Origin of the sequence: Nocardia sp. NPDC050718, from assembly GCF_040654235.1 — a bacterium.
GTDB lineage: Bacteria > Actinomycetota > Actinomycetes > Mycobacteriales > Mycobacteriaceae > Nocardia.
Map to the genome: position 1 here is coordinate 673949 of NZ_JBFAHQ010000004.1, position 25642 is coordinate 699590.

The following is a 25642-nucleotide window of genomic DNA, read 5'->3' on the forward strand; positions in this document are numbered from 1 at the left end:
CACGTGGTCTCCCGCCGAGGCTTCCTCACCGGGCTCGCCCTCACCCCGCTCGCCTATGCCGTCGGATGCTCGGTCCGCACGGCCTCCCCCGCGGCACCGGCCGGCACGCGTCCGCTGCCGATCCCACCGCAGGCGCCGTCGACCGTCGGTGCCGACGGTGTTCGCCGGTTCACGCTCCGGGCCCAGGCAGGCAGCACCGAGATGCTGCCCGGGTCGCGCACCGCGACCTGGGGGTACAGCGGGTCGGTCCTCGGCCCGACGTTGCGGGCCCGCCGCGGTGAGCGGGTCGGTGTCACGGTGACCAACGACCTGCCCGAACCGACGTCGGTGCACTGGCACGGGATGCACGTGCCCGCCGCGGTCGACGGCGGACCGCACCAGATGATCGCGCCCGGGGCGGTGTGGACGCCGAGCTGGACGGTGGCCCAGCAGGCGGCCACGCTCTGGTACCACCCGCATCCGCACGGCGCGACCGAGAAGCACGTCCACCGCGGACTGGCCGGCTTCTTCCTGCTCGACGACGATCCGTCCGATGCGCTGGACCTGCCGAAAACCTATGGGGTGGACGATATCCCGCTGGTGATCCAGGACCGCCGGTTCACCGCCGACGGCGGCATCGACGAATCCGACGCGACCGATGTCGGCCTGCTGGGCGACACCATCGTCACCAACGGCATCGTCGGTGCCCATCTCGACGTCACCACCGAGCGGGTCCGGCTGCGTGTCCTCAACGGGTCGTCGGGCCGCCTGTACCACCTGGCGCTCGGCGACGACCGGACGTTTCAGCTGATCGCCACCGACGGTGGCTTGCTCCCGGAACCCGTTGCGCTGTCCCGAATCCAGCTCAGCCCCGGGGAGAGGGTGGAGATCGTGGTCACCGTCCGCGCGGGTGAAACCGTCACGTTACGGTCGCTCCCGATCGAGGACCGCGCGGGAATCGATCGGGCGACCGAGTTCGGTTTCGACGACACCTTCGACATCCTCGCCCTCCGGGGCGCCGGCACCCTGCGCCCCACCGCGGCCGTGCCCGCGGCGCTCGTGCCGATCCGGCCGCTCGCCGCGGCGAGCACCGCGCCGACCCGGACCTTCGCCTTGCGGTGGTTCATGATCAACAACCGCCGGATGGACATGAACCGCATAGATCTGACGATCCCGGTCGACACCACCGAGGTCTGGTCGGTCCGCAACGAGGACAACTGGCCACACAACTTCCACATCCACGATGTCCAGTTCCAGATCCTCGCGATCGACGGAAATCCACCGCCCCCAGCGCTTTCCGGCTGGAAGGACACCGTGTACACAGCACCGGGCGTCACGTACACCCTGGCTATGCACTTCGCCGATCACACCGACCCGACCTTCCCCTACATGTACCACTGCCACCTGCTGCATCACGAGGACCAGGGCATGATGGGCCAGTTCCTGGTCCTCGCGCCGGGGCAGCGGCCCGCCCCGATGCGGATGGACATGGGGCACGGGTGATCAGGCGACGGATTCGAGGTACTTCGCGAGGGCGGCGACCAGCTCGCGGGTGCCCTCTTCGCGCTGGGCACCGGTGTCGTGGCCGTCGAGGTGGGCGCCGAACTCGACGAGGGTGAGCTTGGTGCCGGTGCTGGTCGGCTCGAACTCCCAGGTGGCGACCGAGGTGGAGATGTGGGCGCCGTCGAGCCACATGTCGTAGGTGTAGACGAGGCGTTCGTCGGCGACGATGTCGGTGTAGGTGGCGACGAAGCGCGAGGTCACCGTCTCCTGGAAGACGCCCTCGTTGACCTCGATGCCACCGACCCGGAAGTCGACGGAGGCCTCGGTGAGCTCCCAGCCCTCCTCGCCGCCGAACCACTTGCTCTTGATGGTGGGGTCGGCGAACGCCTGGAACGCGACCGCGGGCGCCACGGGCACCTCGCGCTCGATGGTGAACTGGGCGTGGTTGATGGAGCGGGTAGCGGTGTTGTTCATTGTTCTTCTCTCTCTGCGTTGTTCGCTGATTCCACGAGTAGTGCCGTGAGCCGGTCCAGCTGACGCTCGGCCGGTGGGCGCTGCTGCCGCAGCCAGTCGATCGCGGACCCGAAGGCCCCCGGCGCCAGCTGATAGGTCCGCACGCGCCCGATCTTGGCCGAGCTGACGATCCGCCCGGCCTCCAGCGCCTTCAGGTGCTGCACGATCGTCGGCAGCGCGACCTCGAACGGCGCCGCGAGATCCGACACCGAGGCCGGACCCCGAGCGAGCCGCTCGACGATCGCCCGCCGCGTCGGATCGGCCAGCGCCCGGAAGACACTGTCCAGTCCCCCGTCCGACTCACCACCCGAATACTTAGGCACATGCCTAAGTATTCACACCGACAAGACTTCGCGCAACCCCTGGGTCGCGAAAAGTTGTCAGGCGTCGAAAGCGCGCAGGATTTCCTCGGCGGCCAGCGCCGGGGTGAGAGTGCCGTCGCGGACGGCGGATTCGATCTGGGCGCGTGCGGATCGCACGGCCGGATTGTCGGCGAGGCGACGCAGGATCTGGTCGTGCACCATGGTCCAGGTCCAGTCGACCTGCTGGCGGCGGCGCTTCTCGGCGAACTCGCCCGCGTCGGTGAGGACGCGGCGGTGTTCCAGGACGGTGTCCCAGAACTTGTCGAGACCGACACCTTCGAGGCCGCTCATGGTGAGCACCGGCGGCCGCCAGAGGGCGTCGTGCGGGTGGATCAGGCGCAGGGCGCCCGCCAGTTCGCGCGCGGCGGCCTTGGCCTCGATCTCGTGCTTGCCGTCGGCCTTGTTCACCGCGACCAGCTCGGCCAGCTCCAGCACACCCTTCTTGATGCCCTGCAACTGGTCACCGGTGCGGGCCAGGGTGAGGAAACAGAACACGTCGACCATATTGGCGACGGTCACCTCGGATTGGCCGACACCGACGGTCTCCACCAGGATCACGTCGTAGCCCGCGGCCTCGAGCAGCACGATGGTCTCGCGGGTCGCCTTGGCGACGCCGCCGAGCGTGCCCGCCGTCGGCGAGGGCCGGATGAACGCGTCGGCCTCCAGCGACAGCCGCGCCATCCGGGTCTTGTCGCCGAGGATCGAGCCGCCGGCACGGGTCGAGGACGGGTCGACGGCCAGCACCGCCACCCGATGCCCCTTGCCGAGCAGGTACATCCCGAGCGCGTCGATGAAGGTCGACTTGCCCACGCCCGGAACACCGGTGATGCCGACCCGGTTCGACACGACCGTGCCCGGCTCGGTCCCCAGCCGCAGCAGCAACTGCTGGGCCAGCTCCCGGTGATCGGCGCGGGTCGATTCGACCAGCGTGATCGCCCGGGCCAGCGGAGCACGCTGACCCGCGCGGATCCCGTCGGCGAGTTCACCGATATCGATCGTGCGCGCGGCACGGGCGACGGTCCGGCCTTCGTTGCGCGGGGCCCCGACACCCGCGGTGGTGCCGAGCCGGGGGTGCGCCACGGCGCCCCCGCCTCCCTGTGCGGGCTCGCTCATCGTGTTCCCCAACGGCATGCTCGGGCACCCTTCGTCGTGACGCCGGCTACCGCCTCCGGGCGCTCACCGGTCATGCCTGCGCGCCGCCGCCGATCTCGTGTCCGAGCGAGGCACCCAGCTTCTTCAGCAGGTCGATGGCCGCATCGGCGATGACCGTGCCGGGCGGGAAGATCGCCGCGGCGCCCGCCTCGTACAGCTCGTCGAAGTCGCCGGGCGGGATGACACCGCCGACGATGACCATGATGTCGGGGCGACCGACCTCGGCCAGCGCCTGCCGCAGGGCGGGCACCAGCGTGAGGTGACCCGCGGCCAGCGAGGAGACACCGACGATGTGCACGTCGTTGTCGGCCGCCTGGCGCGCCACCTCTTCGGGGGTCTGGAACAGCGGGCCCACGTCGACGTCCATGCCCAGGTCGGCGAACGCGGTGGCGATCACCTTCTGGCCGCGGTCGTGGCCGTCCTGGCCCATCTTGGCGACCAGGATGCGCGGGCGCCGGCCCTCGGCCTCGGCGAACTCCTCGACGAGCGCGATGGCCGCGCCGATGTTGGAAGCCTTGCCTGCTTCGTCACGGTACACACCGGAGAGCGTACGGATTTCGGCCTGATGGCGGCCGTAGACCTTCTCCAGTGCGTCGGAGATCTCACCGACGGTGGCCTTGGCACGGGCGGCGTCGATGGCCAGCGCGAGCAGGTTGTTCTCCATCCCGCCCTCGGACGAGGCGGCGGCGCGGGTCAGGTTGGCCAGCGCGGCCTCGACAGCGGCCGAATCACGTTCGGCGCGCAGGCGTTCCAGCTTCTCGATCTGCTCGGCGCGCACGCGCGAGTTCTCGACCTTGAGGACCTCGACCTGCTGGTCCTCTTCGACCTGGTACTTGTTGACGCCGATCACCGGCTGCTGGCCGGTGTCGATGCGCGCCTGGGTGCGCGCGGCCGCCTCTTCGATGCGCAGCTTCGGAATGCCCTCCGAGATCGCCTGCGCCATCCCGCCGTGCGCCTCCACCTCGGCGATGTGCGCGCGGGCGCGCTCGGCGAGCTGGTGGGTGAGCCACTCCACGTAGTACGAGCCACCCCACGGGTCGATCGGGCGCGTGGTGTTGGACTCCTGCTGGATCAGCAGCTGGGTGTTGCGGGCGATGCGGGCGGAGAAGTCCGTCGGCAGGGCGAGTGCCTCGTCGAGGGCGTTGGTGTGCAGCGACTGGGTGTGGCCCTGGGTCGCGGCCATCGCCTCGATGCAGGTGCGCGCCACGTTGTTGTAGGCGTCCTGCGCGGTCAGCGACCAGCCCGAGGTCTGCGAATGGGTGCGCAGCGACAGCGATTTCGCGCTCTTGGGCTCGAACTTCGAGACCAGCTCGCTCCACAGCAGCCGGCCCGCGCGCAGCTTGGCGACCTCCATGAAGAAGTTCATGCCGATGGCCCAGAAGAACGACAGCCGCGGGGCGAACTTGTCGACGTCCATGCCCGCCGCGATACCGGCCCGGATGTACTCCACGCCGTCGGCGAGGGTGTAGGCCAGCTCCAGATCGGCCGTGGCACCGGCTTCCTGGATGTGGTAGCCGGAGATGGAGATCGAGTTGAACTTCGGCATCTCGGCGCTGGTGAAGGCGAAGATGTCGGAGATGATCCGCATCGAGGGCTTGGGCGGGTAGATGTAGGTGTTGCGGACCATGAACTCTTTCAGAATGTCGTTCTGAATGGTTCCGGCCAGCTGTGCGGGCGTGACGCCCTGTTCCTCGGCGGCGACGACGTAGAGCGCCAGGATCGGCAGCACCGCGCCGTTCATGGTCATCGACACCGACACCTGGTCCAGCGGGATCTGGTCGAACAGCTGGCGCATGTCCAGGATCGAGTCGATCGCGACACCGGCCATGCCGACGTCACCCTGCACGCGCGGGTGGTCGGAGTCGTAGCCACGGTGCGTCGCCAGGTCGAAGGCGACCGACAGGCCCTTCTGACCGGCCTGCAGGTTGCGGCGGTAGAAGGCGTTGGAGTCGGCGGCGGTGGAGAAGCCCGCGTACTGGCGGATGGTCCACGGCTGGTTGACGTACATGGTCGGGTAGGGACCACGCAGGAACGGCGCCACGCCGGGCACCGTGTCCAGCGGATAACCCTGCGCGACAACGGCATCGCGGTCGGCCTTGGTGAACACCGGCGGCACGTCGATGCCCTCGGGCGTGGCCCAGGTGAGCTGATCGGCGGTGGTGTGGTTGGCCGCGGCGGCCTCGGCCACGAACTCCTTCACCTGCGCGTCGTCGACCTCGGCGGCCGTGGGCGCGTGCTCGGTGAGCGGCACCTCGGCGAAACTACCGATCAGGTGCTCGATATCGGATGTCGTCATCAGGCTCCCACCTTCTCCAGCAGCTGCGACAGGACCGCGACCGCGTCGATGCGCAGGGTCAGGTATCCGTCGGGACGCTGTGTACCGCTGTACTGCGCGACCGACTTCTCCGGTCCGGCCAGCAGGACCGTGTCGATGCCCGCGGCGCGCAGGGCCTCGACCGCGGCGCCCGCTTCCTCGCCGTAGCGCTTGTCCGCACCGCACAGCACCGCGATGGGCGCGCCGGATTCGGTGGCGGCCGCGGCGATCCCGTCGACGGTGAGCGGGCCGGGGTTGACCGACTCGATCCCGCCGGAGGCCAGCACGTTCGCGGTGAAGATCGTGCGCGCGTTGTGTTCGGCGACCGGGCCGAGCGGCACGATCAGCGCCTTGGGACGGGCGCCGGTGGCCGCGAGGAACGCGTCGGAGCGGTTGCGCAGCGACTCGAACGCGGCGCCGTAGCGCGCGACCGAATCCCCGGCGCGGGCCTGCTCCGAGAGCGGGGTCTCGGCCAGGTTGGGGAACTCGTTGACACCGGTGACCGCGGTCTTGCGGTGCGCGATGTCGGCGGCGCGGCCGGCGGCGGTCTCGGCGATGCGGTCGGCGACCAGGCCCGCGGCGAGCGCGGCGGGGTAACCGCCCGCGGCCTCGATCTCCTGCATGAACTCCCAGGCCTTGGCGGCCAGGTCGTCGGTCAGCGAGTCGACGTACCAGGAGCCGGCGGCCGGGTCCTGGACATGTCCGAGGCGCGACTCCTCCAGCAGCAGCAGCTGGATATTGCGGGCCATGCGCTCCGAGAACGACTGCGAGACACCGAGTTCACCTGCGGGCAGGGCGGAGTCGAACGGCGCCACGGTGACCGAGTCGGCGCCACCGACACCGGCGCCGAAGGCGGCCAGGGTCGTGCGCAGCAGGTTCACCCACGGGTCGCGCTGGGTCATCATGGCGGCCGAGGTGACCGCGTGCTGCGGGGCCGCGCCGAAGGCGGGCGCACCGCACACCTGCGCGACGCGCGCCCAGAGGCGCCGGGCCGCACGGAATTTCGCGATGGTGGCGAACTGGTCGTCGGTGGCCGCGAAGCGGAACTCGAGCTGGCCGAACGCGTCGGCGATGTCGACACCGGCGGCGGTCAGCGCGCGCAGGTACGCGAGTCCGGCCGCGACGGACGCGCCCAGTTCCTGCGCGTCGGCGGCGCCGGCGTTGTGGAAGGCGGTGCCGTCCACCGTGATCGCGCGGACGGTCTCCGGGCGGGCGATCGCGCGCGTCGCCAGGGCGACGGCCTGATCGGTGTCGATGTCGGCGGCGCCGGCGAAGGCGCTGGTCAGCGGCGCGGCACCCAGGCCGACCTGGATCTGCGCGCGCTCGGCGAGCTGGTAGCCGTCGAGCACCGTGAAGACCTGCGCGGCGGCGGCCTCGACGTCGGCGCCCGCGACCAGGGTCAGCGGGGCCAGCTCGAAGAGCAGGCCGGTCAGCGCGGTGGGGATGTCGGCGGGCGCGACGCCCTCGGCGCCGATCCCGAGCGACACGGCGCTGACGCCGTTCTCCAGCCAGCCGAGAATCGTCCGGTTGGTGGCCGCGGCATCCGCCGAGCCGGCGAACGCGGCGACGAACCAGCCGCGCTGCGGGTCGCGGGTGGCACTGCCACCGCGCACGAACGGGAAAGCGCCGGGCAGCGGCTGCTCGGGCAGCTCGTCGCGGCGGGTGTAGAGCGGGGCGATGGTCAGCCCGTCATAGGTGGTCTCGTCGAGCAGATGCTCGGGCTCCGCCGGGAGCTCGGCGACCTCGACCCGTCGCGCCTTCGCCAGCACGCCCGCCACACCCTTGCGCCACGCGGCGTACTCGGGCACCGGATCCGGCGCGAGTCCCGCCCCGGACTCTGAACCAATCGGCATAGCTGCTGTTCTCTCTTCCATTCGACGACCGCATCCCGGTGTACTGCCGATCCGGCAGCATCAGCCCAGCAGCGGAATACTGCGGCGAACCAGGATGTGTCCGGTTCTTACATGATGCTAACTGTGACACTCTGTCCACTCTCTCCGGCCATCCCCTACCGGCCGGTACGCTTACCCGGTGTCCCGACTGATCCGCTCCCCGCGCCTGCTCATGGCTCTGGCCGGGGTCGCCGTGCTGTTCGTGGTGGCGATGATGGTCCCGCTGCCCGGCCCGCAGCAGATCAGGGAGTGGGCGGGCGGCGCGGGTCCGCTGCTGCCGCTGCTGTTCTTCCTCTTCTACGCGCTGGTCGCGGTGGCGCCGGTGCCGCGCACCGTGCTGACCGTGACCAGTGGTGTCCTGTTCGGTCCGGTGCTCGGGTCGATCGTCGCGCTGGGCGCGACCGGGATCAGCGCGACACTGGCGCTGCTGGGCGTCCGCGCGCTCGGCCGCGACCGGGTCGCCGGGCATCTGCACCACCCGGCGGTGCGCGCGATCGATGATCGCCTGGCCCAGCGCGGCTGGCTCGCGGTGGCCGCGCTGCGGATGATCCCGCTCGCGCCGTTCTCGATCGTCAACTACTGCTGTGGCCTGTCCTCGGTGCGGGTGCTGCCCTATCTGGCGGCCACCCTCGTCGGCTCGGCGCCGGGCACCATCTCGACGGTCGTCCTGGCCGGCTCGCTGGCGGGCCACACCGATCCGATCGCGGTCGTCGTCTCGGCGGTCTGCCTGTCGATCGGACTGCTCGGACTGGCGCTCGACGCAAAGATGCCGATCGCCGCCGCTCCGGCCGCGCCGGACACCGACCCGGTCGCGGTGCGCGGCTGAATTCGTCGCGGCGCGCCTGCGCGGCCCGACCCGTTCGCGATCGGATAATCCCAGGTCATGGCGATGACGGTGGGCCGACGATCCGCACTCGCACTGCTGGCCGGAGTGCCCCTGCTGGCAGCGGGCACCGCGCGGGCGCAATCCGCGCTCGGTCCCGGTGTCGGGATCGACCCCGACCGCACGCCCACCCGCTACACGATGACCGCCTTCCGCGCCGACAGCGACACCACGCTGGCGGTGTACGAGTCGGCCGACGGCACGGCGTTCACCCCCGTCGACGAGTACGCCTACACCCCACCCACGGGCCTGGTCCGCGATCCGAGCATCCTGCGGCACACCGACGGCCGCTACTACCTCACCTACACGATCGCCGGTGACGCCACCGCGATCGGCCTGGCGCACAGCCTCGACCGGATCACCTGGACCGCCATGGCCCCGGTGCCCATGCTGGTGGCGGGCAGGCTCGACGGCGCATGGGCGCCGGAGTGGTACGCCGACGCCGCGGGCCGCGTCGGCATCATCGTCTCGCTCACCTGGGGCCACGGCTTCACCCCGCACCTGCTGATCCCGCTCGACCCCGGCCTGACGACCTGGGCGCCACCGGTGCCGCTGCTCGGCCTCGGCCCCGGCGGACCGGGATCCCTCGGCTATATCGACGCCACCCTGGTCCGGCTGGCGGGCCGGTTGTTCGCGTTCGTCAAGAACGAGGACAGCAAGCTGATCGAACTCGCCGTGGCCGACCGGCCGATCGGCCCCTATTCCTTCGTGGCCACCGGCGACTGGGCCGGCTGGGGCGGTCCGCGTGAGGGCCAGTCGGTGGTCCGCCTGCCCGACGGCGGGCACCGGATCTACCTCGACGCCTACACCGACGGCCGCTATGTCTACAGCGACAGCTACGACGGATTCCGGTCGTGGACGCCCCCGACGGAGCTCCCCGGGCTCTCCGGCGTGGTCCGCCACGGCACCGTGCTCGCCGAGTTCGGGCCGACTGTCGCGACATAACCACAGGTCAGCGCCCATCCACCGATTCGGTTCCGGACTTTCTGAACTGAAACCCCCTTACTTCAGGGGCACCGGGTTACGCTGGCGTTCCGAGACAAATTGAAAGTGAGCTTCTTCACATAGGCCAGTTGTGACTAACGCATATTTCAGAAAACTCTCAGAGTTATAGACTCGGGATAGCCCAGGGTTCGCCAGCTACATCCGGTGCGGGATCCAGAGCAACATCCGGTGACGCGACCGCGGTCACCGACATCCCCGTTCGCGCCGTCTTCGGCATGCACTGCACCTCGAGGTGACCCCGCATGGAATACACCCATCTGTCCGAATTCACGATCCGCTCCGGCGCCCTGTCCATCTGGACCCCGGAGCTGGCCGACGCCGGCTCGTGGTACGACGACGAACGCCCGCTCGCCAGCGTGCACTCCCAGTACCTCGGCTTCCTCGATCCCGAGGACCCCACCCCCGGTCGCGGCCGCTGGATCGGCACCATCTTCGAGATGGACGCCCCGCTGGACGCGCGGGTGTGGGCCAGGACCCTGGAACTGTGGCACGACCGCCACGAGGGCTTCCGCACAACGGTCGCCCCCACCGGCGACGGCGACTACCACCGGATCACCACCGCCCCCGGCACCGTGCGGGTCGCCTCGGCGCCGGTCCCCGAACTCACCGACGGTGACCTGATCAACGAATTCCTGTGCGAGGCACTGGAACTGCGGCTGTCGCCGCTGATCTGGCCGCATCTGCTGGTGGCCACCGTCGCCCACGACACCGACGACTTCACCGTCCTGGTCGCCGCCGACCACTCGGTGCTCGACGCCTACTCCCAGGCCGTGCTGATCCTCGAACTGCGCACCCTCTACACCGCGGTGCGCGACGGCGGGGAGATCCGCGATTCGGCCACCTTCGGCAGCGCTGCCGACTTCGCCGCCGTCGAACGCGCCGCCGCCGAGGAACTCACCCCCGACTCCCCCGCCGTCGCGGTGTGGCGCGACTTCGTCGGCACGCCCGGCTCGCCGATGCCCCGCTTCGCCGAGGGCCTGGTGGCCGCGCTCGACGGAGAGCACGCCCAGCCCAGTGTCTCGCGCACGCTGCTGACCCTCGACCAGCTCGAAGAGGTCGAGGAGGCGCTCGACCGGCTCAAGCACCGGCTCTCGGTCACCGTGTTCGCCGCGCTGGCCGCCGCCTCGCGAGAGGTGTTCGGCGACGACCGGTTCCGCACCATCATGCCGATCGCGACCCGCCCCGACCTGACCTGGCTCGAGTCGATGGGCTGGTTCGTCAACGTGGTGCCGGTCGACATCACCCTGCCCGCGGGCGCCGACATGGGCGCCGCGCTCGACGTCACCCGGGCCGCCCTCAAGCGCGCCCACATCTGCAACGACGCCTCCTGGGGCCGGTCGCTGGCGATGGCGGGGGCGCTCGAGGGTCCGACCTTCGGCGCGTCGTTCCTCGACATCCGGATGCTGCCGGACTACGAACTGGTCGCCGACCTGCGCGGACGCACCCTGCGCGCGGTGTCGTACTCCACCGACGAGGTGTACTTCTGGGTCGTGCGCGGCCCCGAGGGCCTCTACGTGTCCACCCGCTACCCGGCCGGCCTGGCCGCCGAGGTGATGGATCGCTTCCTCACCGAATTCGCCAGGGCCATCTACGCGGTCACCACCCTCGCGGCGCCCGTCGCGAGCGCCCCGGTCGCCGACACCGCGTCGGCAGCGCTGAGCGCGGGCTGACGATGCGTGCACTGCTGGCCTTCACCGGCAGCCGTGGCGATGCCCAGCCGGGCATCCTGCTGGCCCGCGAGCTGCTGGCTCGCGGGCACTCGGTGACGCTCGCCCTCTCCCCCAATCTCGTCGACTTCGCCACCGCGCACGGCATTCCCGCCGTCGGCTTCGGTCGCGACAGCGCCGAGCTGCTGCGCACCCAGCACGACGACCGGCGGTTCCGCAGCCCCAGCCCGCGCCAGCGGCTGCGGGCCGTGCTGGATCTGCAGCGGCGTGGCGTGGCCGAGGCGGTGCGCGACCTGCTCGCGCTCGCGCCGGGTCACGACGTGCTGGTGACGGGGATGGCGGGCGAGGAGGCGGCCGAGAAGGCCGCCCGGCGGGTCGGCCTGCCGCTGGCCGCGGTGCACTTCTTCCCCATCCACCCGAATCGCTCGGTGCCGGTCGTCCCCACCGCGTGGGGCGACCGGATTCCCGGCGCGCTCAACCGGCGGATCTGGTCCGGACTGCGGTGGGCGCGCGATGCCGCGCTCGCCGAGCCACTCGCCGAGTTCGGCATCGTGGAACATCCACTGCCGGGCCGGGTCTCGATCCAGGCCTACGACATCGACCTGTTTCCCGGGCTGGCGGCCGAGCTCCCCGAGCGGCATCCCATCACCGGTTTCGCCGTCGACGCCGACGGATTCCTCGGCGGCCCCGCCGATCCCGCGCTCACCGCGTGGCTCGACGCGGGCCCCGCGCCGATCTATGTCGGCTTCGGCTCGATGGCCGTCGACGATCCGGCGGCGCTGGTGGCGATGCTGCGCACGGTCTGCGCGCGGCGGGGCAGGCGGTTGCTGCTGGCCGCGGGCTGGGCGGGCCTGGAGCCGGAGCTGTCCCCCGAGGTCGCGATCGTCGAGCAGGTCGACCACGCCGCGGTGTTCGGGCGCTGTGTCGCCGCGGTGCATCACGGCGGGGCGGGTACCACCGCCGCCGCGCTGCGCGCCGGGGTGCCGCAGGTGATCTGCTCGATCCAGGCCGATCAGCCGTACTGGGGCCGGGCGCTGGCCCGGCTTGGCCTGGCCAGCACCCTGCGCGCCGCGGAGCTGACCGCCGACCGGCTCACCGCCCTGCTGGACCGCGTCGCCGACCCGGAGGTGATCGCACGCGCCACCGCGTACGCGCACGCCTTCCCCCGGCGGGGCGTCGCCCTGGCCGCCGACGAGGTGGAAACCCTGGTCCCCCTGACCTTCCCGACCCCCGAACTCGACCATGCCGGGAGGCCCCTGTGACCACCGACATCGCCGTCCGCACCAGCGGGCTCGGCAAATCCTACGGCGACTTCACCGCCGTCGGCGGTATCGATCTCAGCATCCCGGCCGGTTCGGTCTTCGCGATGCTCGGCCCCAACGGCGCGGGCAAGACCACCACGGTCCGCATGCTCGCGACGCTGCTGCGCCCCGATCGTGGCAGCGCCGAGGTGTTCGGCTTCGACGTGGTGCGCGAGGCCACCGCCGTGCGCTCGATGATCGGGCTCACCGGGCAATACGCCTCGGTCGACGAAACCCTCACCGCCGGTGAGAATCTGCGCCTGTTCGGCCGCCTGCTCGGCCTGTCCCGCCGGGACGCCGCCGCGCGCAGCGACGAACTGCTCGAGGAGTTCGAGCTCTCGGCCGTCGCGCGCCGCAGCGTCTCCGCGTTCTCCGGCGGGATGCGCCGCCGCCTGGATCTGGCCGCGACGCTGATCACCGTGCCCCCGCTGATCTTCCTCGACGAACCGACCACCGGCCTGGACCCGCACACCCGCGACCGCATGTGGGGCATCGTGCGCGGACTCGTCGAACGCGGCGCGACCGTGCTGCTCACCACCCAGTACCTCGAGGAAGCCGACGCACTGGCCGACCGGATCGCCGTCATCGATCGCGGCACCCTCGTCGCCGAGGGCACCGCCGCCGAGCTCAAGGCCTCGATCGGTGAACAGGTGCTGCGCCTGGACATCCCCGACACCGCGGACCTGCGCCGCGCCGAGTCGCTGATCCAGGAACTCACCGGCGAGGTCCCCGAGGGCTCCTCCACCGGCACGCTGACGGTCGCGCTGCCCGATGTCGCGCTCGGCGCCGACATCGTCGCCGCCTGCCGCGCCGCGGGCATCACCCTGCGGGGTTTCGCGGTCGACCGGCCCGACCTCAACGAGGTGTTCCTGTCGCTGACCGGACACGCCCGCACCGCCGACACCGTCGACGCGGCATGACCGCCCTCCGTGAAAGGTCGAGCAGCGCAATGACTCTCACCACCCCGACCGGCACGACGCCGCCGCAGGTCGTGCGCGCGCCGCGGATCACCCGGGTCGGCCCGCTCGCGGCGGTACAGCACGCGCTGATGATGGCGTGGCGTGGCCTGCTCACCTTCCGGCACAGCCCGCAGCTGCTCTACGACGCCATTCTGCTGCCGATCGTGGGCCCGGTGCTGTTCGGCAGCATCTTCGGCACCGCCATCGCGGGGAGCATGGCGGCCTACCTGCCGATCATGATTCCGGGCGTGCTGGTGCAGATCGTGCTCACCTCCTCGGTCGCCACCGGCGTGCAGTTGTCCGAGGACATCCACTCCGGGGTCTTCGACCGCTTCGTCGCCATGCCGATCGCCCGCTCCGCGCCGGTTGCCGGAGCTTTGCTGGCGGGCACGGTGCGGTACCTGATCGCCGCGACGACGGTGGTGATCGTCGGATTCTGCATGGGCTACCGGCCCGAGCACACCGCCGGGTTCCTCGCCGGTGCCGTGCTGGTCGTCTTCGCGACGACCGCGATCAGCTGGCTGTTCGCCTTCATCGGCGCGACCGTCGCCCGGCCCGCCGCCGTGCAGGGCATGTGCATGCTGGTCCTGACCTTCCTCGGCTTCGCCTCCAACGCCCTGGTGCCCGAGGAATCCATGCCCACCTGGATGCAGCACGTCTCGGACGTCAATCCGGTGTCCTACCTGGTCTCCGCCGTGCGCGAGCTGGCCGCCGCGGGCACCGTCGGTGCCGACGCGTGCTGGTCGCTGGTGGCCTCGGTGGTCGTCGTCGCCGTCTTCGCGCCGCTGACCGTGCGCACTCTCCGTTCCCGATGAGGAGTTCCCGATGACCGTCACCTCCCCCGCCGTCGCGGCCGTCGCCACCGGACCGGCCGGCCTCAACCGGATCACCGCCGACGACGACCTGTTCTTCAAGCTGCACAGCCTCTACCCGAACGCGCTGGTCAATCAGCTGGCCTACCGCTTCGACGAGCGGCTCGACCCCGACCTGCTGCGACGCTGGCACGCGCACCTGGCCACCGGATTCATCGCCCGCAAGGTCCGCACCACCCGGTTCCCGATCGCCCGGGCGCACTGGGAGCCGGCCACGGAGTCGCTGCCGCTGATCTGGTCGCCGACGCCGCTGCCCGACGACCGGGTGCTGGAGTGGTTCCTCGAGCAGGCCGCGGTGGAGTTCGACCCCGAGCGCGGCCTGGTGTGGCAGCTGGCGGGCGCGCACACGGAGTCCGGCGGCACCGTCGTCACCCTGGTCGCCTCGCACGTCGCCTGCGACGGCGGCGGGATGATGCACGCGATCGTCGACTCGCTGGACCGGCTCAATCGCGGCGAGACCCCCGACCGGGCCGCGAGCGCGGGCCATCTGGTCGGCCCGGTCGCCGGCTCCGGCCGCTTCGCCGCCGACATCGCCGACGCGGTGGGACAGGTGCGCGCGGTCGCGCGCGGGGTGCGCCTGGCGCGCCGCGCCCGCGGGGTCAGCGAGCCCGCCCGCAATCCGCGCCCGGCCGAACCCCGCCTGCCGCACGCGGAGACCTGGCAGGCCGCCGAGACGATCGTCCAGGTCGGCCTCGCCGACTGGGACGCCGTCGCCGCGGCCAACGGCGGGACTACCAACGGCCTGCTGATCGGTGTCGCCGTCGGCCTGCTCGGGCGCAGCGGCCGGATCGCCGACGGCGCCGACGTCCGCGTGGACATCCCGCATTCGATGCGGGTCGCCGACGATCCGCGCGCCAACGCCACCACCGGGCTGCCGATCAGCGTCACCTACCGCGCCGGTGCGCGGGCCGATCTGCCCGCGGTCCGCGCCGCGCTCAAGGCTGCGGGCCTGGCCTACCGCGATCCCGCGACCATTCCCCCGATCCAGCATCTGCAGCCGGTCCAGATGCTGCTGCCGAAGGTGGTGCTGCACAAGTTCGCGCGGACCGCCAAGGCGCCCGAGTGCCTGTGCACGAACATGGGCCGCACCGCCCAGAACATCGCCGTGCTCGGCGAGCACCGGGCGCGCGACGTGATCATGCGCCCCGTGGTCAATCCCGGCCCGGTCGAGCTGTTCCGGCAGGTGGAAGTGGGCGTCAACCTGGCGTTCTCCTGCGACGACGACACCGTCACCCTGGTGGTCACCGGCGGCGACCCCGACCGCTTCCCGACCCGCGCGGCGCTGCAGGACCTGCTCGCCGCCGAGTTCGGCGACTGGGGACTGACACCGCGCTTCTGGTGAGGCCGCGCCGGTGCCCGCGGCTATCGTGGAGCCGTGGGCATCATGGGCGAGCTGTTTCCGGGCAAGAAGCTGCAGAACGAGGGCAGCGGCGACAGCAACGGCCAGGAGCGCGAACCCCGCCTCGACGTCGACCTCGACGCGGGCGTCATCCGGCTCTCCTCGCCCGTCGCCCCGGCGCGGGCCGACGGCGACTGAGGCCGCCCCGCACCGTTCGAATTCCGCTATCGGTGCGCGGAAGGATTGCGCCTGATCACGGCGTTGGCGATAGTTCACGGCACTTCGTCGAGAGGGAGCCGCCATGACCGCCACCGAACCGCCGCGTTCCGGCGCGCAAGCAGTCGACCGCGCGGTGCACGTGCTGAACTGCTTCCAGGGCAGCGATCCCGAACTGTCGCTCAGCGAACTCGCGCAGCGGGCGGGACTGCCCGTCAGCACCACCTTCCGGCTGGCCCAGGCCCTCGTCCGGGGCAGGCTGCTCGAACAGGATCCGGCCACCGATCGCTACCGGATCGGGCACGGGCTGGCCTGCCTGGCCCGCCCCGCGCTCTCCCGGCTGGGTCTCGACGCCGCCGCGCCCCATCTGTACGCGCTCGCCGCCGGGATCAAGATCACCGTCAGTTTGAGCGTGCCCGACGCGGAAGAGGCGCTCACCGTCTTCCAGGCGCGGCCACCGGTGTACTTCTGCCACAACCAGATTCCGCGGGAGCGCAGCCCGCTGTCCACCAGCGCGGTCGGCCACGCCCTGCTCGCGCACACCCCCGCCAGGGCCGACGCGGGCACCGGCGAATTGTTCGACACGGTGCGCAGGCGCGGGTTCGCGGTCGAGGAGATCGACAGCGACGAGCCGATCCGCGCGATCGCGGTCCCGGTGCTCGGACCCGACCGGCAGGTCTGGGGCGCGCTGGGTGTGCAGGCGCGCTCGGTCCGCCTCGACCGGGATCTCGTGCGGGCCGTCGTGCCCGCGATGCACCAGATCGCCGTGCGGATCGGACCGTACTTCCACGCCGGCGCCGCTGGTACGGGATTCGGCGCACCGTGATTTCCACGATGCGAAAACGGCATTGCCGCCCGGACACCGCCGGGCGCACTATGGAATCCGTTGCGGCGCAGCCCTCGCCGCACTCGTCACCGAAAGTCCCGTCATGATCGAATCCCCCGCGCTCGTCCGCCGCCGTACGGTGGACCTGATGCGCCTGTCGCCCGGATTCTGTCGCCGCTGTCGCCGCTGACGCCGCGGCGGCTCCAGGTCCGCCGATTCTCCCCTCTCCTTCCCGGTAATCCGTTCGCGCGGATCGTCGCGGCGTGCGCCCGTGTGGCCCGCCGCGCGGTCACGCGTGCCGTCGAAAGCACCCCGAAACATGTTCTCCACCCTCTTCCGACGACGTCCGCTGCGGGCGCTCGCCGCCGCACTCGTCGTTCCCGCCGCCCTCGCGGTGGTCACCGCGTGCGGCGCCACCGACGCGCCGACGACCGCCGACGGCAAGACCGTCCTGCGCTATCAGGGCCAGACCGGCCTGGTCACGGCCTTCGAACTCGCCGACAGCCTCGGCTACTTCAGCACGATCAGCTTGCAGTGGGAGGGCGATACCACCAGCGGCCCGGCCAATATCCAGGCCGCCGCCACCAAGCAGATCGAATTCGGCAGCGCGTTCAACGGCGCGGTCGTCAAGCTCGCCGCCGGTGGCGCACCGGTGCAGGCGGTGCTGAGCTCCTACGGCTCCGACGCCAAGTCGTTCACCGGCTACTTCGTCCGTGACGACGCCGGGATTACCAGCGCCCGTGACCTGATCGGCAAGAAGGTCGGTGTCAACACCCTCGGCGCGCATCACGAGTTCGTCACCCGGGAATGGCTGCACCAGCAGGGGCTCAGCGAAGCCGAGATCAAGCAGGTCCAGCTGATCGTGGTGCCGCCGGTCAACACCGAGGAGGCGCTGCGCAGCGGCCAGATCGACGTGGCCGCGCTCGGCGGCGTGTACCGCGAGACCGCGGTGCCGCGCGGCGGCCTGCGCCCGCTGTTCACCGACAAGGACATCTTCGGCGAATTCGACTACGGCACCTACGTTTTCCGCAAGGACTACATCGCCCAGAACGGTGCCGCGGTCAAGGACTTCGTGCAGGGCACCGCGCGGGCGACCCGCTGGCTGCAGATCACTCCGCGCGACGAGGTCGTCGCCAAGTTCGCCGAGATCATCACCAAGCGTGGCCGCAACGAGAACCTGAAGCTGCTCGACTACTGGCGCAGCTCCGGCATCCCGGTGGCGGGTGCGGTGATCGCCGACCGCGAGATCCAGATCTGGATCGACTGGCTCGAGCGCAACGGTGAACTGCCGAAGGGCAAGATCGCCGCCGAGGATCTGTTCACCAACCAGGACAACCCCTACGCCAACGGCACCTACCAGCCGGCCAGTGGCCCGACGGGCGAGGCGGTGGCCGCGAAATGAGTACCACCACAGCCAAACTCGCCCTGCGGGGCGTCGGTAAGCAGTTCGCCGTGCGCGGCGCGGCCGAGAAGTTCACCGCCATCGACGACATCAGCATCGACGTCGGCGCCGGGGAGTTCCTGGTCCTGGTCGGCCCCAGCGGTTCCGGCAAGTCCACCCTGCTGGATCTGCTCGGCGGCCTGAGCACCCCCAGCGCGGGGCAGATCCTGCTCGACGGCGCCCCGATCACCGGCCCCGGGCTCGACCGCGGCGTGGTTTTCCAGCAGTACGCGCTGCTGCCATGGCGCACCGCCCGCGCCAATATCCAGTTCGGCCTCGAGGCCAAGGGCGTGGCGCGCAAGGAGCGCAGGGCGATCGCCGAGCACTACCTGGAACTGGTCGGCCTGGCCGGCTTCGGCGACCGCTACCCGCACGAACTCTCCGGCGGCATGAAGCAGCGGGTCGCCATCGCCCGCAGCCTGGCCTTCGACCCGGAGGTGCTGCTGATGGACGAGCCGTTCGCCGCCCTCGACGCGCAGACCAGGGAATCGCTGCAGGACGAACTGCTGCGCATCTGGCGCACCACCGGCAAGACCATCCTGTTCATCACCCACGGCATCGACGAGGCCGTGTACCTGGGCCAGCGCGTCGCCGTCCTCACCTCGCGACCCGGCCGGATCAAGGCCGTGATCGACATCGACATCGACCGGACCGGCGACATCGACGTCCGCTCCAGCGAACAGTTCCGCGACTACCGCCACCGCATCTGGACCGAACTGCAGAGCGAGGTGAGCCGGGCACAGCGGCTCGAGCTCGCCACCGACGACCGCGCCGCGGCGGCGGTCGCGTCCACCGACAGGAGCCCCGCCCATGTCTAGCGCCGTCCCCGTCCTCGTCCGCCCCGCCGAAGTCGCCGCGGAACCGGCGGTCCCCCTGGCGATTCCGGTCCCTCGGCCCGCCGTGCCCGCCGGGCTGACCCGCGCCGCCCGCACGACCGCCGCGACCCTGATCCGGATCACCAAGCCCCTGCTGGCCTTCGCGCTGCTGCTGAGCGCATCGGAGCTCGCGCCCCGGTTCGGCCTGGTCGACGAGGTGTTCCTGCCGCCGTTCTCGGTGGTGGTGCAGGCCTTCGCCGAACTCGCCGCCAACGGGCAACTGGGCGAGCACGTCTCGGCCAGTCTCACCCGGTCGATCACCGGCTTCTCGATCGCCCTGGTGATCGCGGTGCCGGTCGGGATCGCGATCGCCTGGTACAAGCCGGTCTCGGACTTCCTCAATCCGGTGCTCGAGCTGTTCCGCAACACCGCCGCCCTGGCGCTGCTGCCGGTGTTCGTCCTGATCCTCGGCATCGGCGAGACGTCGAAGATCGCGCTGATCGGCTACGCGACCTTCTTCCCGATCCTGCTCAACACCATCACCGGTGTGCGCACTGTCGACCCGCTGCTGGTGAAATCGGCGGTGTCGCTGGGCTTCTCGCCGCTGCGGCTGTTCCAGAAGGTGATCCTGCCCGCGGCCATCCCGTCGATCTTCACCGGTATCAGGATGGCGGCCGCCGGCTCGATCCTGGTCCTCATCGCCGCCGAGATGGTCGGCGCCAGGGCCGGTCTCGGCTATCTGATCACCGCCGCGCAGCAGAACTTCCAGATCCCGCAGATGTACGCGGGCATCGTGGCCATCTCACTGATCGGCCTCGGTTTCAACTTCGCCCTCGTCGCGCTGGAACGCCGCCTCTCCCGCTGGCGCACCTCGCCGACCGACGCCTGACCAGGAGTTCCTTCCATGTCCCGCAAGACCTTTCACCTCAACGCCTTCCTGATGGGCGTCGGCCACCACGAGGCGGCCTGGCGCCACCCGCGGACCGACGCGCACCGGGTGCTCGATGTGCGGCACTTCCAGGAGCTGGCCCGCATCGCCGAGCGCGGCAAGCTCGACTCGGTGTTCTTCGCCGACACCCTCGCCGTCGGCCCGCGCATCGAACGCAACACCCTCGCGGTGTTCGAACCGGTGACGCTGCTGTCGGCGATCGCGACCGCCACCGAGCGGATCGGCCTCATCGCCACCGCCTCGACCAGCTACAACGAGCCGTTCAACCTGGCCCGCAAGTTCGCCTCGCTCGACCACATCAGCGCGGGGCGGGCCGGGTGGAACATCGTCACCTCGGGCAGCGTCGACGAGGCCTACAACTTCGGCCTCGACGCGATCCCCGAGCACGCCCGCCGCTACGAGCGCGCCGAGGAGTTCGTCGACGTGGCGCTCGCGCTGTGGGACAGCTGGGAGTCCGAGGCGATCGTGCTCGACACCGAGGCGGGCGTGTTCGCCGACCCGACCCGGGTGCACACCCTCGACTACGCCGGCGAGCGATTCCGGGTGCGCGGCCCGCTCAACTCGCCGCGCGGACCGCAGGGCAGGCCCCTGCTGGTGCAGGCCGGATCGTCGGAATCGGGGAAGGAGTTCGCGGCGCACCGGGCCGAGGCGGTGTTCACCGCACAGCGCACCGTCGAGGAGGGCGTGCGGTTCTACCGCGATCTCAAGAGCAGGCTGGCGAAATACGGTCGCGCCGAACACGAGTTGAAGGTGCTGCCCGGCCTGGTGCCGTTCATCGCCGACACCGTCGAGGAGGCGAAGGCGCTCGAGCAGGAGTTCACCGACCTGATCTCGCCGGACTACGCGCTGCGTCAGCTCTCGTCCATGCTCGGTGTCGACCTCACCGCGCACGCGCTGGACGCGCCGCTGCCCCCACTGCCCGCCGAGAGCGAGATCGAGGGCGGCAAGAGCCGGTTCACGCTGGTCAAGGAGCTGGCCGAGACCGAGGAGCTCACCGTGCGCCAGCTCATCGGCAAGCTGGGCGGCGGCCGTGGGCACCGCACCTTCGCCGGCACGCCCGAGCAGGTGGCCGACGAGCTGCAGACCTGGTTCGAGGCGGGCGCCGCCGACGGCTTCAACATCATGCCGCCGTACCTGCCCGGCGGGCTGGCGGACTTCGTCGACCGGGTGGTGCCGATCCTGCAGGAGCGCGGCCTGTTCCGCGCAGACTACGAAGCCACCACGCTGCGTGGCCACTACGACCTGGACCCGGTGGAAAGCCGGTTCGCCCAGCGCGATTCGCGGGTCAGCGCCTGATGCGAACCCGACGTCTCGACATCGACCTGATGCGGGTGGTGAGCAGTTCCTGTCCGGGCCGCTGAGCACACCCGCCCCCAGCCCGGCATCCCCGAAGGACCGAGAACATGACCACCATCGAAACACCCCGCACCGCCACCGCACTGGAGATCACTCCGGTCGCCGGGCACATCGGCGCCGAGGTCGCCGGCGTCGACCTGCGCACCGAGCTCACCGACGCCCAGGTCGCGGAGCTCACCGCCGCCCTGCACCGGCACAAGGTGCTGTTCTTCCGCGATCAGGAGATCGGCCACGCCGAGCAGATCGCCTTCTCCCGCCGGTTCGGCGCCGTCACCCCGTCGCACCCCTACGACGACGACGCGCCCACCGAGCACCCGGAGATCCTGGCCGTCGACAGCCGCCTCTACGAGAAGCGGTTCGGCCGCAAGAAGTTCAGCTACACCAACCAGTGGCACACCGATGTCTCGCCGCTGATCAACCCGCCCGCGGCGTCGATCCTGCGTGCCGAGATCGCCCCCGAGCGCGGTGGCGACACCCAGTGGACCAACCTGGCCGCCGCCTACGCGGGGCTGCCGGAGTCGCTGCGTACCTTCCTCGACGGCCTGCGCGCCGAGCACCGCTTCGGTGGCCGGATCCCGCCGTGGGAGGCCGACAGCGACTACGCCCGCAAGATCGCGGCCGCGCCGCTGGTCACCGAGCACCCGGTGGTGCGGGTGCACCCGGTGACCGGTGAACGGGTGCTGTTCGTGAACCCGGGCTTCACCACCCGGATCATCGGCCTGACCCCGCCGCAGAGCGACGCCCTGCTGCAGCTGCTCTTCGACGAGATCGCCCACCCCGCCTACACCGTCCGGTTCCGGTGGGCCAAGGGCAGCATCGCGTTCTGGGACAACCGGGCCACCGCCCACCTGGCCCCGAGCGATCTCGACCACCTCGACGTCACCCGGGTGCTCTACCGCACCACCCTCGAGGGCGAGGTCCCGGTCGGCGTCGACGGCACGGCGTCCAGCTCGGTGGCCGGCGAGAAGTTCACCGGCGCCTGATTTCCCCTCCGGTGCCCGGCCGTCCCCGGCCGGGCACCGGCTTCTTCTCGACAGGAGCACGATCCATGAGCGAAACCTGGCACACCAGCACCGACGTCCTGGTGATCGGCGGCGGCCCCGCCGCGTCCTGGGCGGCGATCCACGCCAGGGAGGCGGGGGCCGAGGTGATCCTGGTCGACAAGGGTTACTGCGGCACCAGCGGCGCCACCGCGCCGTCGGGCACCGGGGTCTGGTACGTCGCGCCCGAGGCCACCGCCCGCGCGAGCGCGAAGGCGTCGCGCGAGGCACTGGGCGGCCACCTCGCCGACCACTACTGGATGGACCGCGTCCTGGACCAGACCTACACGAACATGCACCGGCTCGCCGTCGAGGGCCGCTATCCCTTCCCGGTCGACCCGGCCACCGGCGAGCAGCTGCGCACCGGCGTGCAGGGTCCCGAGTACATGCGCCGGATGCGCGCGTGGCTCCAGCGGATCGGGGTGCGGATCCACGACCACTCACCCGCGCTGGAACTGCTCGTCGACGACACCGGCGCGGTGCGCGGCGCGGCGGGTCATCAGCGCCAGCTCGACCGGGACTACCGGATCACCGCGGGTGCGGTGGTGTTGGCCTCCGGCGGTTGCGCGTTCCTGTCCGGGGCGCTGGGCACCAATGTCGACACCGGCGACGGCGCGCTGATGGCGGCCGAGGTGGGCGCGCGGTTCTCGGGCATGGAGTTCTCCAACGCCTATGCGATCGTGCCCAAGGGCTCGACCATCACCAAGACCGCCTACTACGGCTACGCCACCTTCTTCGGCGAGGACGGCCGGGTACTCGAGGACGCCGGGTCCACCAGGGGCCGCTCGGTGATCGCGCGCACCCTGTCGCGGGAGAAGGTCTTCGCCCAGCTCGACCGGGCCGACGCGACCGTGCAGGCGCAGATGCGGCTGGGGCAGCCGAACTTCTTCCTGCAGTTCGACCGCCGCGGGATCGACCCGTTCACCCAGCGTTTCGAGATCGACCTGCTCGCCGAGGGCACCGTGCGCGGCACCGGCGGAATCGATGTGGTCGACGACGACTGCGCCACCACGATCCCCGGGCTCTTCGCCGCGGGCGACGCCGCCACCAGGGAGCGGATCTGCGGCGGCTTCACCGGCGGCGGCAGCCACAACGCGGCCTGGGCAATGTCGTCGGGCAGCTGGGCCGGTGCGGGCGCCGCGCGCTACGCCCGCACGGCGCGCACGGGCGGCGAGGTCGAGGGCGCGGGCCGGGTCGGCCTGCGACCCATCGGTTCCGGCACCCTCGCCGCCGCCGAGGTGGTCGCGGCCGCCCAGGCGGAACTGATCCCGTTCGAGAAGAACTACCTGCGCCACGGCGACCGGCTGCGGCCCGCGCTCGCCCGCCTCGACGAGCTGTGGAACGCCGCCGCCGACGGGCTGGCGGGCACGACCGGCGACGACCGGATCCGGGCCAGGCAGGCCGCGGCGATCACGGCGGTCGGCCGGTTGATGTACCGATCGACGTTGTCGCGCACCGAGACCAGGGGCATGAGCAAACGGGCCGATCATCCCGCCATCGATCCGGCTCAGCATTACCACGTCGTCTCCGGTGGCCTCGACACCCCGTGGACCGGCACCGCCGACGCCCGCAACTCCGGACTGGCGGTGGCGTCGTGATCGAATTGCTGCGCGCGCAGGATTGCATCGGCTGCGACAAATGCGTGCTCGCCTGCCCCACCAACGTGTTCGACCGCACCGAGGACGGCATTCCGGTCATCGCCAGGCAGTCGGACTGCCAGACCTGCTTCATGTGCGAGGCGTACTGCCCCACCGACGCGCTCTACGTGTCCCCGGAGTCCACCGCGCTCCCCCGCGAGGTCACGCTGCCGACCGAGCACATCGGCCGGTACCGGGAGAAGCTCGGCTGGGGCAACGGCCGGACCGCGGGCGCCCGGGTGGCGGTCGGCCCGCGCCTGCCGCACGGCACCCCGCCGCCGCGGCTCACCCCCTGAGCAGGTCCGCCGGTCGTCGCAACGCGCCGAACAGCGGATCGTCGTAGACGGTGGGTTCGACGACCGGATCGGGCACCCGGAGCAGATCGGCGGTGCTCACCTCGGACCAGTCGTATCGCTGGTTCTCGCACTGCAATTCGACCAGCGACACCGACGACACCGTGTCGTCGAGGCCGAAATCGGCGAAGCCGTCCTCGGCGAGCACCGTCCGGACGTGCTCGACCGGGGTCGGCCGGGTGGCGTAGGCCAGGGCCAGGTACGGCCGCAGCGGCTCACCGAACTCGGGGATCCGTTCGCGGATCCACACGTCGGTCAGCGCGCGGGTGAGGTCGTCGCGGACCTCGAGCAGATCGGCGGGCAAGGCGATCGGCAGCCGGATCGAATCGCCGGCGACCACGGGCGCGCCGAACCCGATCTGGAACGGGGCGCGCTCGGCGAGGACGGTGCGCGAGCCGGCGACCAGCGCCGCGAGATGCACTCCCTTGACGCCGTCGACGAACCCGATGCCCTGGACCCCGATCCGCAGACGGCCCGCCTCGACCGGTTCGAAACCGGGCAGCCTGGTCAGCGTCGGGGCGAAGATCTCCACCAGCTTGTCGGCGACCGGCTGGGTCGGCGTGACCTGCCAGTCGTAGAAGGAACGTCCCGGTGTCCACCCCGGCCGCCACCACCAGCGGCTGGCAACCGTCATCTCGCTCGCGCTCATCGACCCACCTCCCGACTCGACCGCTCGCCCCCAGCGACCACCCGGTTGACCGGCGGATCTGTTGACGAACGACAGATTCGGCCAGTTCACCCCGACGTACCGGACACGATCGGCAACCCCTCTGCGACGCCAGTTACCTGTCAGCGACGGTATTACCCGGCGTGGCGAACCCGCAACACGGCGAGACCGTTCCGTTGTACCTTCGCTCCCGAGTCATCGCTTTCGGCCCCGGCCCGGCGGCTCGCACTACACTGACCGGCATGCCTGTTCGTCGGCTGATCACGCTGTGTGCGTTCGCCCTCCTGCTGCCCTTCGCCGCCTCCGCCTGCACCATGACGGGCCCCGGCACCACCTCCGAGTGCAACGTGGGCGGGTGCACGGTCACCTTCGAGCGCGGGGTGAGCGCCAAGGCATCGGTGCTCGGCATCGACGCCGAGCTGGTCGCGGTGAACGGCGACATGGTGACGCTGAGCATCGGCGGCCAGCAGGTCACGGTGCCGGTCGGCCAGTCGCAGGCGGCCAACGGGATGGATGTCCGGGTCAGCGAGGTCACCCAGGACAAGGTCGTCGTCGTCCTGTCGACCGGCTTGAACCAGAACTGATCGATCGGCGCAAGCCG

Annotated in this window: 24 protein-coding genes; 18 read left to right on the forward strand and 6 right to left on the reverse strand. The window is 71.0% G+C overall.

Annotation, left to right across the window (positions count from 1 at the left end; genetic code table 11):
• The first annotated feature begins 3 nt into the window (after window positions 1-3).
• Window positions 4-1482, forward strand: a complete 1479-nt coding sequence (locus AB0H54_RS22110) for a multicopper oxidase domain-containing protein (protein ID WP_357347349.1) — start codon at window positions 4-6, stop codon at window positions 1480-1482.
• Here the strand turns inward: AB0H54_RS22110 and AB0H54_RS22115 are convergent, their stop codons facing one another.
• The 5 genes from AB0H54_RS22115 to AB0H54_RS22135 all read right to left on the reverse strand — a co-directional run bounded on the left by AB0H54_RS22115 (window position 1483) and on the right by AB0H54_RS22135 (window position 7676).
• A complete protein-coding gene (locus AB0H54_RS22115; RefSeq protein ID WP_357347351.1) occupies window positions 1483-1956 on the reverse strand; it encodes an SRPBCC domain-containing protein in 474 nt (157 codons plus the stop codon).
• A complete protein-coding gene (locus AB0H54_RS22120) occupies window positions 1953-2318 on the reverse strand; it encodes a metalloregulator ArsR/SmtB family transcription factor (RefSeq protein WP_357347353.1) in 366 nt (121 codons plus the stop codon). The genes AB0H54_RS22115 and AB0H54_RS22120 overlap by 4 nt, the downstream gene beginning before the upstream one ends.
• 57 nt (window positions 2319-2375) lie before the next feature.
• Window positions 2376-3470: a methylmalonyl Co-A mutase-associated GTPase MeaB gene (meaB, locus tag AB0H54_RS22125; RefSeq protein WP_357347355.1), complete on the reverse strand. Its 1095-nt coding sequence runs from the start codon at window positions 3468-3470 to the stop codon at window positions 2376-2378.
• A 70-nt stretch (window positions 3471-3540) separates the two neighbouring features.
• On the reverse strand, window positions 3541-5805 hold the full coding sequence (scpA, locus tag AB0H54_RS22130) for a methylmalonyl-CoA mutase (RefSeq protein WP_355271812.1): 2265 nt from the start codon (window positions 5803-5805) through the stop codon (window positions 3541-3543).
• Window positions 5805-7676: a methylmalonyl-CoA mutase family protein gene (locus AB0H54_RS22135; RefSeq protein ID WP_357347357.1), complete on the reverse strand. Its 1872-nt coding sequence runs from the start codon at window positions 7674-7676 to the stop codon at window positions 5805-5807. The genes scpA and AB0H54_RS22135 overlap by 1 nt, the downstream gene beginning before the upstream one ends.
• Window positions 7677-7854: 178 nt before the next feature.
• Between AB0H54_RS22135 and AB0H54_RS22140 the strand changes: the two genes are divergently transcribed.
• From AB0H54_RS22140 to AB0H54_RS22215, 16 genes are all read left to right on the forward strand, one after another.
• Window positions 7855-8541 carry a TVP38/TMEM64 family protein gene (locus tag AB0H54_RS22140; RefSeq protein ID WP_357347359.1) on the forward strand — a complete coding sequence of 229 codons (687 nt, stop codon included), beginning with the start codon at window positions 7855-7857 and terminating at the stop codon, window positions 8539-8541.
• A 57-nt stretch (window positions 8542-8598) separates the two neighbouring features.
• Window positions 8599-9543 carry a hypothetical protein gene (locus AB0H54_RS22145; RefSeq protein ID WP_357347361.1) on the forward strand — a complete coding sequence of 315 codons (945 nt, stop codon included), beginning with the start codon at window positions 8599-8601 and terminating at the stop codon, window positions 9541-9543.
• A gap of 302 nt (window positions 9544-9845) precedes the next feature.
• Window positions 9846-11273 (forward strand): condensation domain-containing protein, encoded by a 1428-nt coding sequence (locus tag AB0H54_RS22150; RefSeq protein WP_357347363.1) that lies wholly within the window; start codon window positions 9846-9848, stop codon window positions 11271-11273.
• A 2-nt stretch (window positions 11274-11275) separates the two neighbouring features.
• Complete coding sequence (locus tag AB0H54_RS22155; RefSeq protein WP_357347365.1) at window positions 11276-12532, forward strand: glycosyltransferase; 1257 nt, start codon at window positions 11276-11278, stop codon at window positions 12530-12532.
• A complete protein-coding gene (locus tag AB0H54_RS22160) occupies window positions 12529-13491 on the forward strand; it encodes an ATP-binding cassette domain-containing protein (protein ID WP_357347367.1) in 963 nt (320 codons plus the stop codon). Before AB0H54_RS22155 ends, AB0H54_RS22160 begins: the two co-directional genes overlap by 4 nt.
• Before the next feature lie 29 nt (window positions 13492-13520).
• Window positions 13521-14345, forward strand: a complete 825-nt coding sequence (locus AB0H54_RS22165; RefSeq protein WP_357347369.1) for an ABC transporter permease — start codon at window positions 13521-13523, stop codon at window positions 14343-14345.
• Between the two features lie 10 nt (window positions 14346-14355).
• On the forward strand, window positions 14356-15744 hold the full coding sequence (locus AB0H54_RS22170) for a hypothetical protein (protein ID WP_357347371.1): 1389 nt from the start codon (window positions 14356-14358) through the stop codon (window positions 15742-15744).
• A 33-nt stretch (window positions 15745-15777) separates the two neighbouring features.
• Window positions 15778-15939 carry a hypothetical protein gene (locus AB0H54_RS22175; protein ID WP_357347576.1) on the forward strand — a complete coding sequence of 54 codons (162 nt, stop codon included), beginning with the start codon at window positions 15778-15780 and terminating at the stop codon, window positions 15937-15939.
• A 103-nt stretch (window positions 15940-16042) separates the two neighbouring features.
• The gene (locus tag AB0H54_RS22180; RefSeq protein ID WP_357347373.1) at window positions 16043-16783 is read left to right on the forward strand and encodes a helix-turn-helix domain-containing protein; all 741 of its coding nucleotides are present in this window, start codon (window positions 16043-16045) and stop codon (window positions 16781-16783) included.
• A 319-nt stretch (window positions 16784-17102) separates the two neighbouring features.
• Window positions 17103-18185 carry an ABC transporter substrate-binding protein gene (locus AB0H54_RS22185; protein WP_357347375.1) on the forward strand — a complete coding sequence of 361 codons (1083 nt, stop codon included), beginning with the start codon at window positions 17103-17105 and terminating at the stop codon, window positions 18183-18185.
• Window positions 18182-19042 carry an ABC transporter ATP-binding protein gene (locus AB0H54_RS22190; RefSeq protein WP_357347377.1) on the forward strand — a complete coding sequence of 287 codons (861 nt, stop codon included), beginning with the start codon at window positions 18182-18184 and terminating at the stop codon, window positions 19040-19042. The genes AB0H54_RS22185 and AB0H54_RS22190 overlap by 4 nt, the downstream gene beginning before the upstream one ends.
• A complete protein-coding gene (locus tag AB0H54_RS22195; RefSeq protein ID WP_357347379.1) occupies window positions 19035-19928 on the forward strand; it encodes an ABC transporter permease in 894 nt (297 codons plus the stop codon). Before AB0H54_RS22190 ends, AB0H54_RS22195 begins: the two co-directional genes overlap by 8 nt.
• 15 nt (window positions 19929-19943) lie before the next feature.
• Entirely contained in the window at window positions 19944-21284 is a 1341-nt protein-coding gene (locus AB0H54_RS22200; RefSeq protein WP_357347381.1) for an LLM class flavin-dependent oxidoreductase, read from the forward strand.
• A 107-nt stretch (window positions 21285-21391) separates the two neighbouring features.
• Complete coding sequence (locus AB0H54_RS22205) at window positions 21392-22327, forward strand: TauD/TfdA family dioxygenase (RefSeq protein ID WP_357347383.1); 936 nt, start codon at window positions 21392-21394, stop codon at window positions 22325-22327.
• 65 nt (window positions 22328-22392) lie between these two features.
• Window positions 22393-23982 carry an FAD-binding protein gene (locus AB0H54_RS22210; RefSeq protein ID WP_357347385.1) on the forward strand — a complete coding sequence of 530 codons (1590 nt, stop codon included), beginning with the start codon at window positions 22393-22395 and terminating at the stop codon, window positions 23980-23982.
• On the forward strand, window positions 23979-24317 hold the full coding sequence (locus AB0H54_RS22215; protein WP_357347387.1) for a ferredoxin family protein: 339 nt from the start codon (window positions 23979-23981) through the stop codon (window positions 24315-24317). The genes AB0H54_RS22210 and AB0H54_RS22215 overlap by 4 nt, the downstream gene beginning before the upstream one ends.
• Here AB0H54_RS22215 and AB0H54_RS22220 read toward each other — a convergent pair.
• Entirely contained in the window at window positions 24307-25023 is a 717-nt protein-coding gene (locus AB0H54_RS22220) for a hypothetical protein (RefSeq protein ID WP_357347389.1), read from the reverse strand. The genes AB0H54_RS22215 and AB0H54_RS22220 overlap by 11 nt on opposite strands.
• 260 nt (window positions 25024-25283) lie before the next feature.
• Here AB0H54_RS22220 and AB0H54_RS22225 point away from each other — a divergent pair, with 260 nt between their 5' ends.
• Complete coding sequence (locus AB0H54_RS22225) at window positions 25284-25625, forward strand: hypothetical protein (protein WP_357347391.1); 342 nt, start codon at window positions 25284-25286, stop codon at window positions 25623-25625.
• Window positions 25626-25642 lie beyond the last annotated feature (17 nt).

Bases quoted from the DNA above. Each gene is read 5' to 3' on its own strand.
- AB0H54_RS22205 (WP_357347383.1), top strand. From the start codon at position 21,392: ATGACCACCATCGAAACACCCCGCACCGCCACCGCACTGGAGATCACT.
- AB0H54_RS22185 (WP_357347375.1), top strand. From the start codon at position 17,103: ATGTTCTCCACCCTCTTCCGACGACGTCCGCTGCGGGCGCTCGCCGCC.
- AB0H54_RS22115 (WP_357347351.1), bottom strand. From the start codon at position 1,956: ATGAACAACACCGCTACCCGCTCCATCAACCACGCCCAGTTCACCATC.
- AB0H54_RS22190 (WP_357347377.1), top strand. From the start codon at position 18,182: ATGAGTACCACCACAGCCAAACTCGCCCTGCGGGGCGTCGGTAAGCAG.
- AB0H54_RS22165 (WP_357347369.1), top strand. From the start codon at position 13,521: ATGACTCTCACCACCCCGACCGGCACGACGCCGCCGCAGGTCGTGCGC.
- AB0H54_RS22155 (WP_357347365.1), top strand. From the start codon at position 11,276: ATGCGTGCACTGCTGGCCTTCACCGGCAGCCGTGGCGATGCCCAGCCG.
- AB0H54_RS22170 (WP_357347371.1), top strand. From the start codon at position 14,356: ATGACCGTCACCTCCCCCGCCGTCGCGGCCGTCGCCACCGGACCGGCC.
- AB0H54_RS22180 (WP_357347373.1), top strand. From the start codon at position 16,043: ATGACCGCCACCGAACCGCCGCGTTCCGGCGCGCAAGCAGTCGACCGC.
- meaB (WP_357347355.1), bottom strand. From the start codon at position 3,470: ATGAGCGAGCCCGCACAGGGAGGCGGGGGCGCCGTGGCGCACCCCCGG.
- scpA (WP_355271812.1), bottom strand. From the start codon at position 5,805: ATGACGACATCCGATATCGAGCACCTGATCGGTAGTTTCGCCGAGGTG.
- AB0H54_RS22200 (WP_357347381.1), top strand. From the start codon at position 19,944: ATGTCCCGCAAGACCTTTCACCTCAACGCCTTCCTGATGGGCGTCGGC.
- AB0H54_RS22195 (WP_357347379.1), top strand. From the start codon at position 19,035: ATGTCTAGCGCCGTCCCCGTCCTCGTCCGCCCCGCCGAAGTCGCCGCG.
- AB0H54_RS22220 (WP_357347389.1), bottom strand. From the start codon at position 25,023: ATGAGCGCGAGCGAGATGACGGTTGCCAGCCGCTGGTGGTGGCGGCCG.
- AB0H54_RS22210 (WP_357347385.1), top strand. From the start codon at position 22,393: ATGAGCGAAACCTGGCACACCAGCACCGACGTCCTGGTGATCGGCGGC.
- AB0H54_RS22135 (WP_357347357.1), bottom strand. From the start codon at position 7,676: ATGCCGATTGGTTCAGAGTCCGGGGCGGGACTCGCGCCGGATCCGGTG.
- AB0H54_RS22150 (WP_357347363.1), top strand. From the start codon at position 9,846: ATGGAATACACCCATCTGTCCGAATTCACGATCCGCTCCGGCGCCCTG.
- AB0H54_RS22225 (WP_357347391.1), top strand. From the start codon at position 25,284: ATGCCTGTTCGTCGGCTGATCACGCTGTGTGCGTTCGCCCTCCTGCTG.
- AB0H54_RS22145 (WP_357347361.1), top strand. From the start codon at position 8,599: ATGGCGATGACGGTGGGCCGACGATCCGCACTCGCACTGCTGGCCGGA.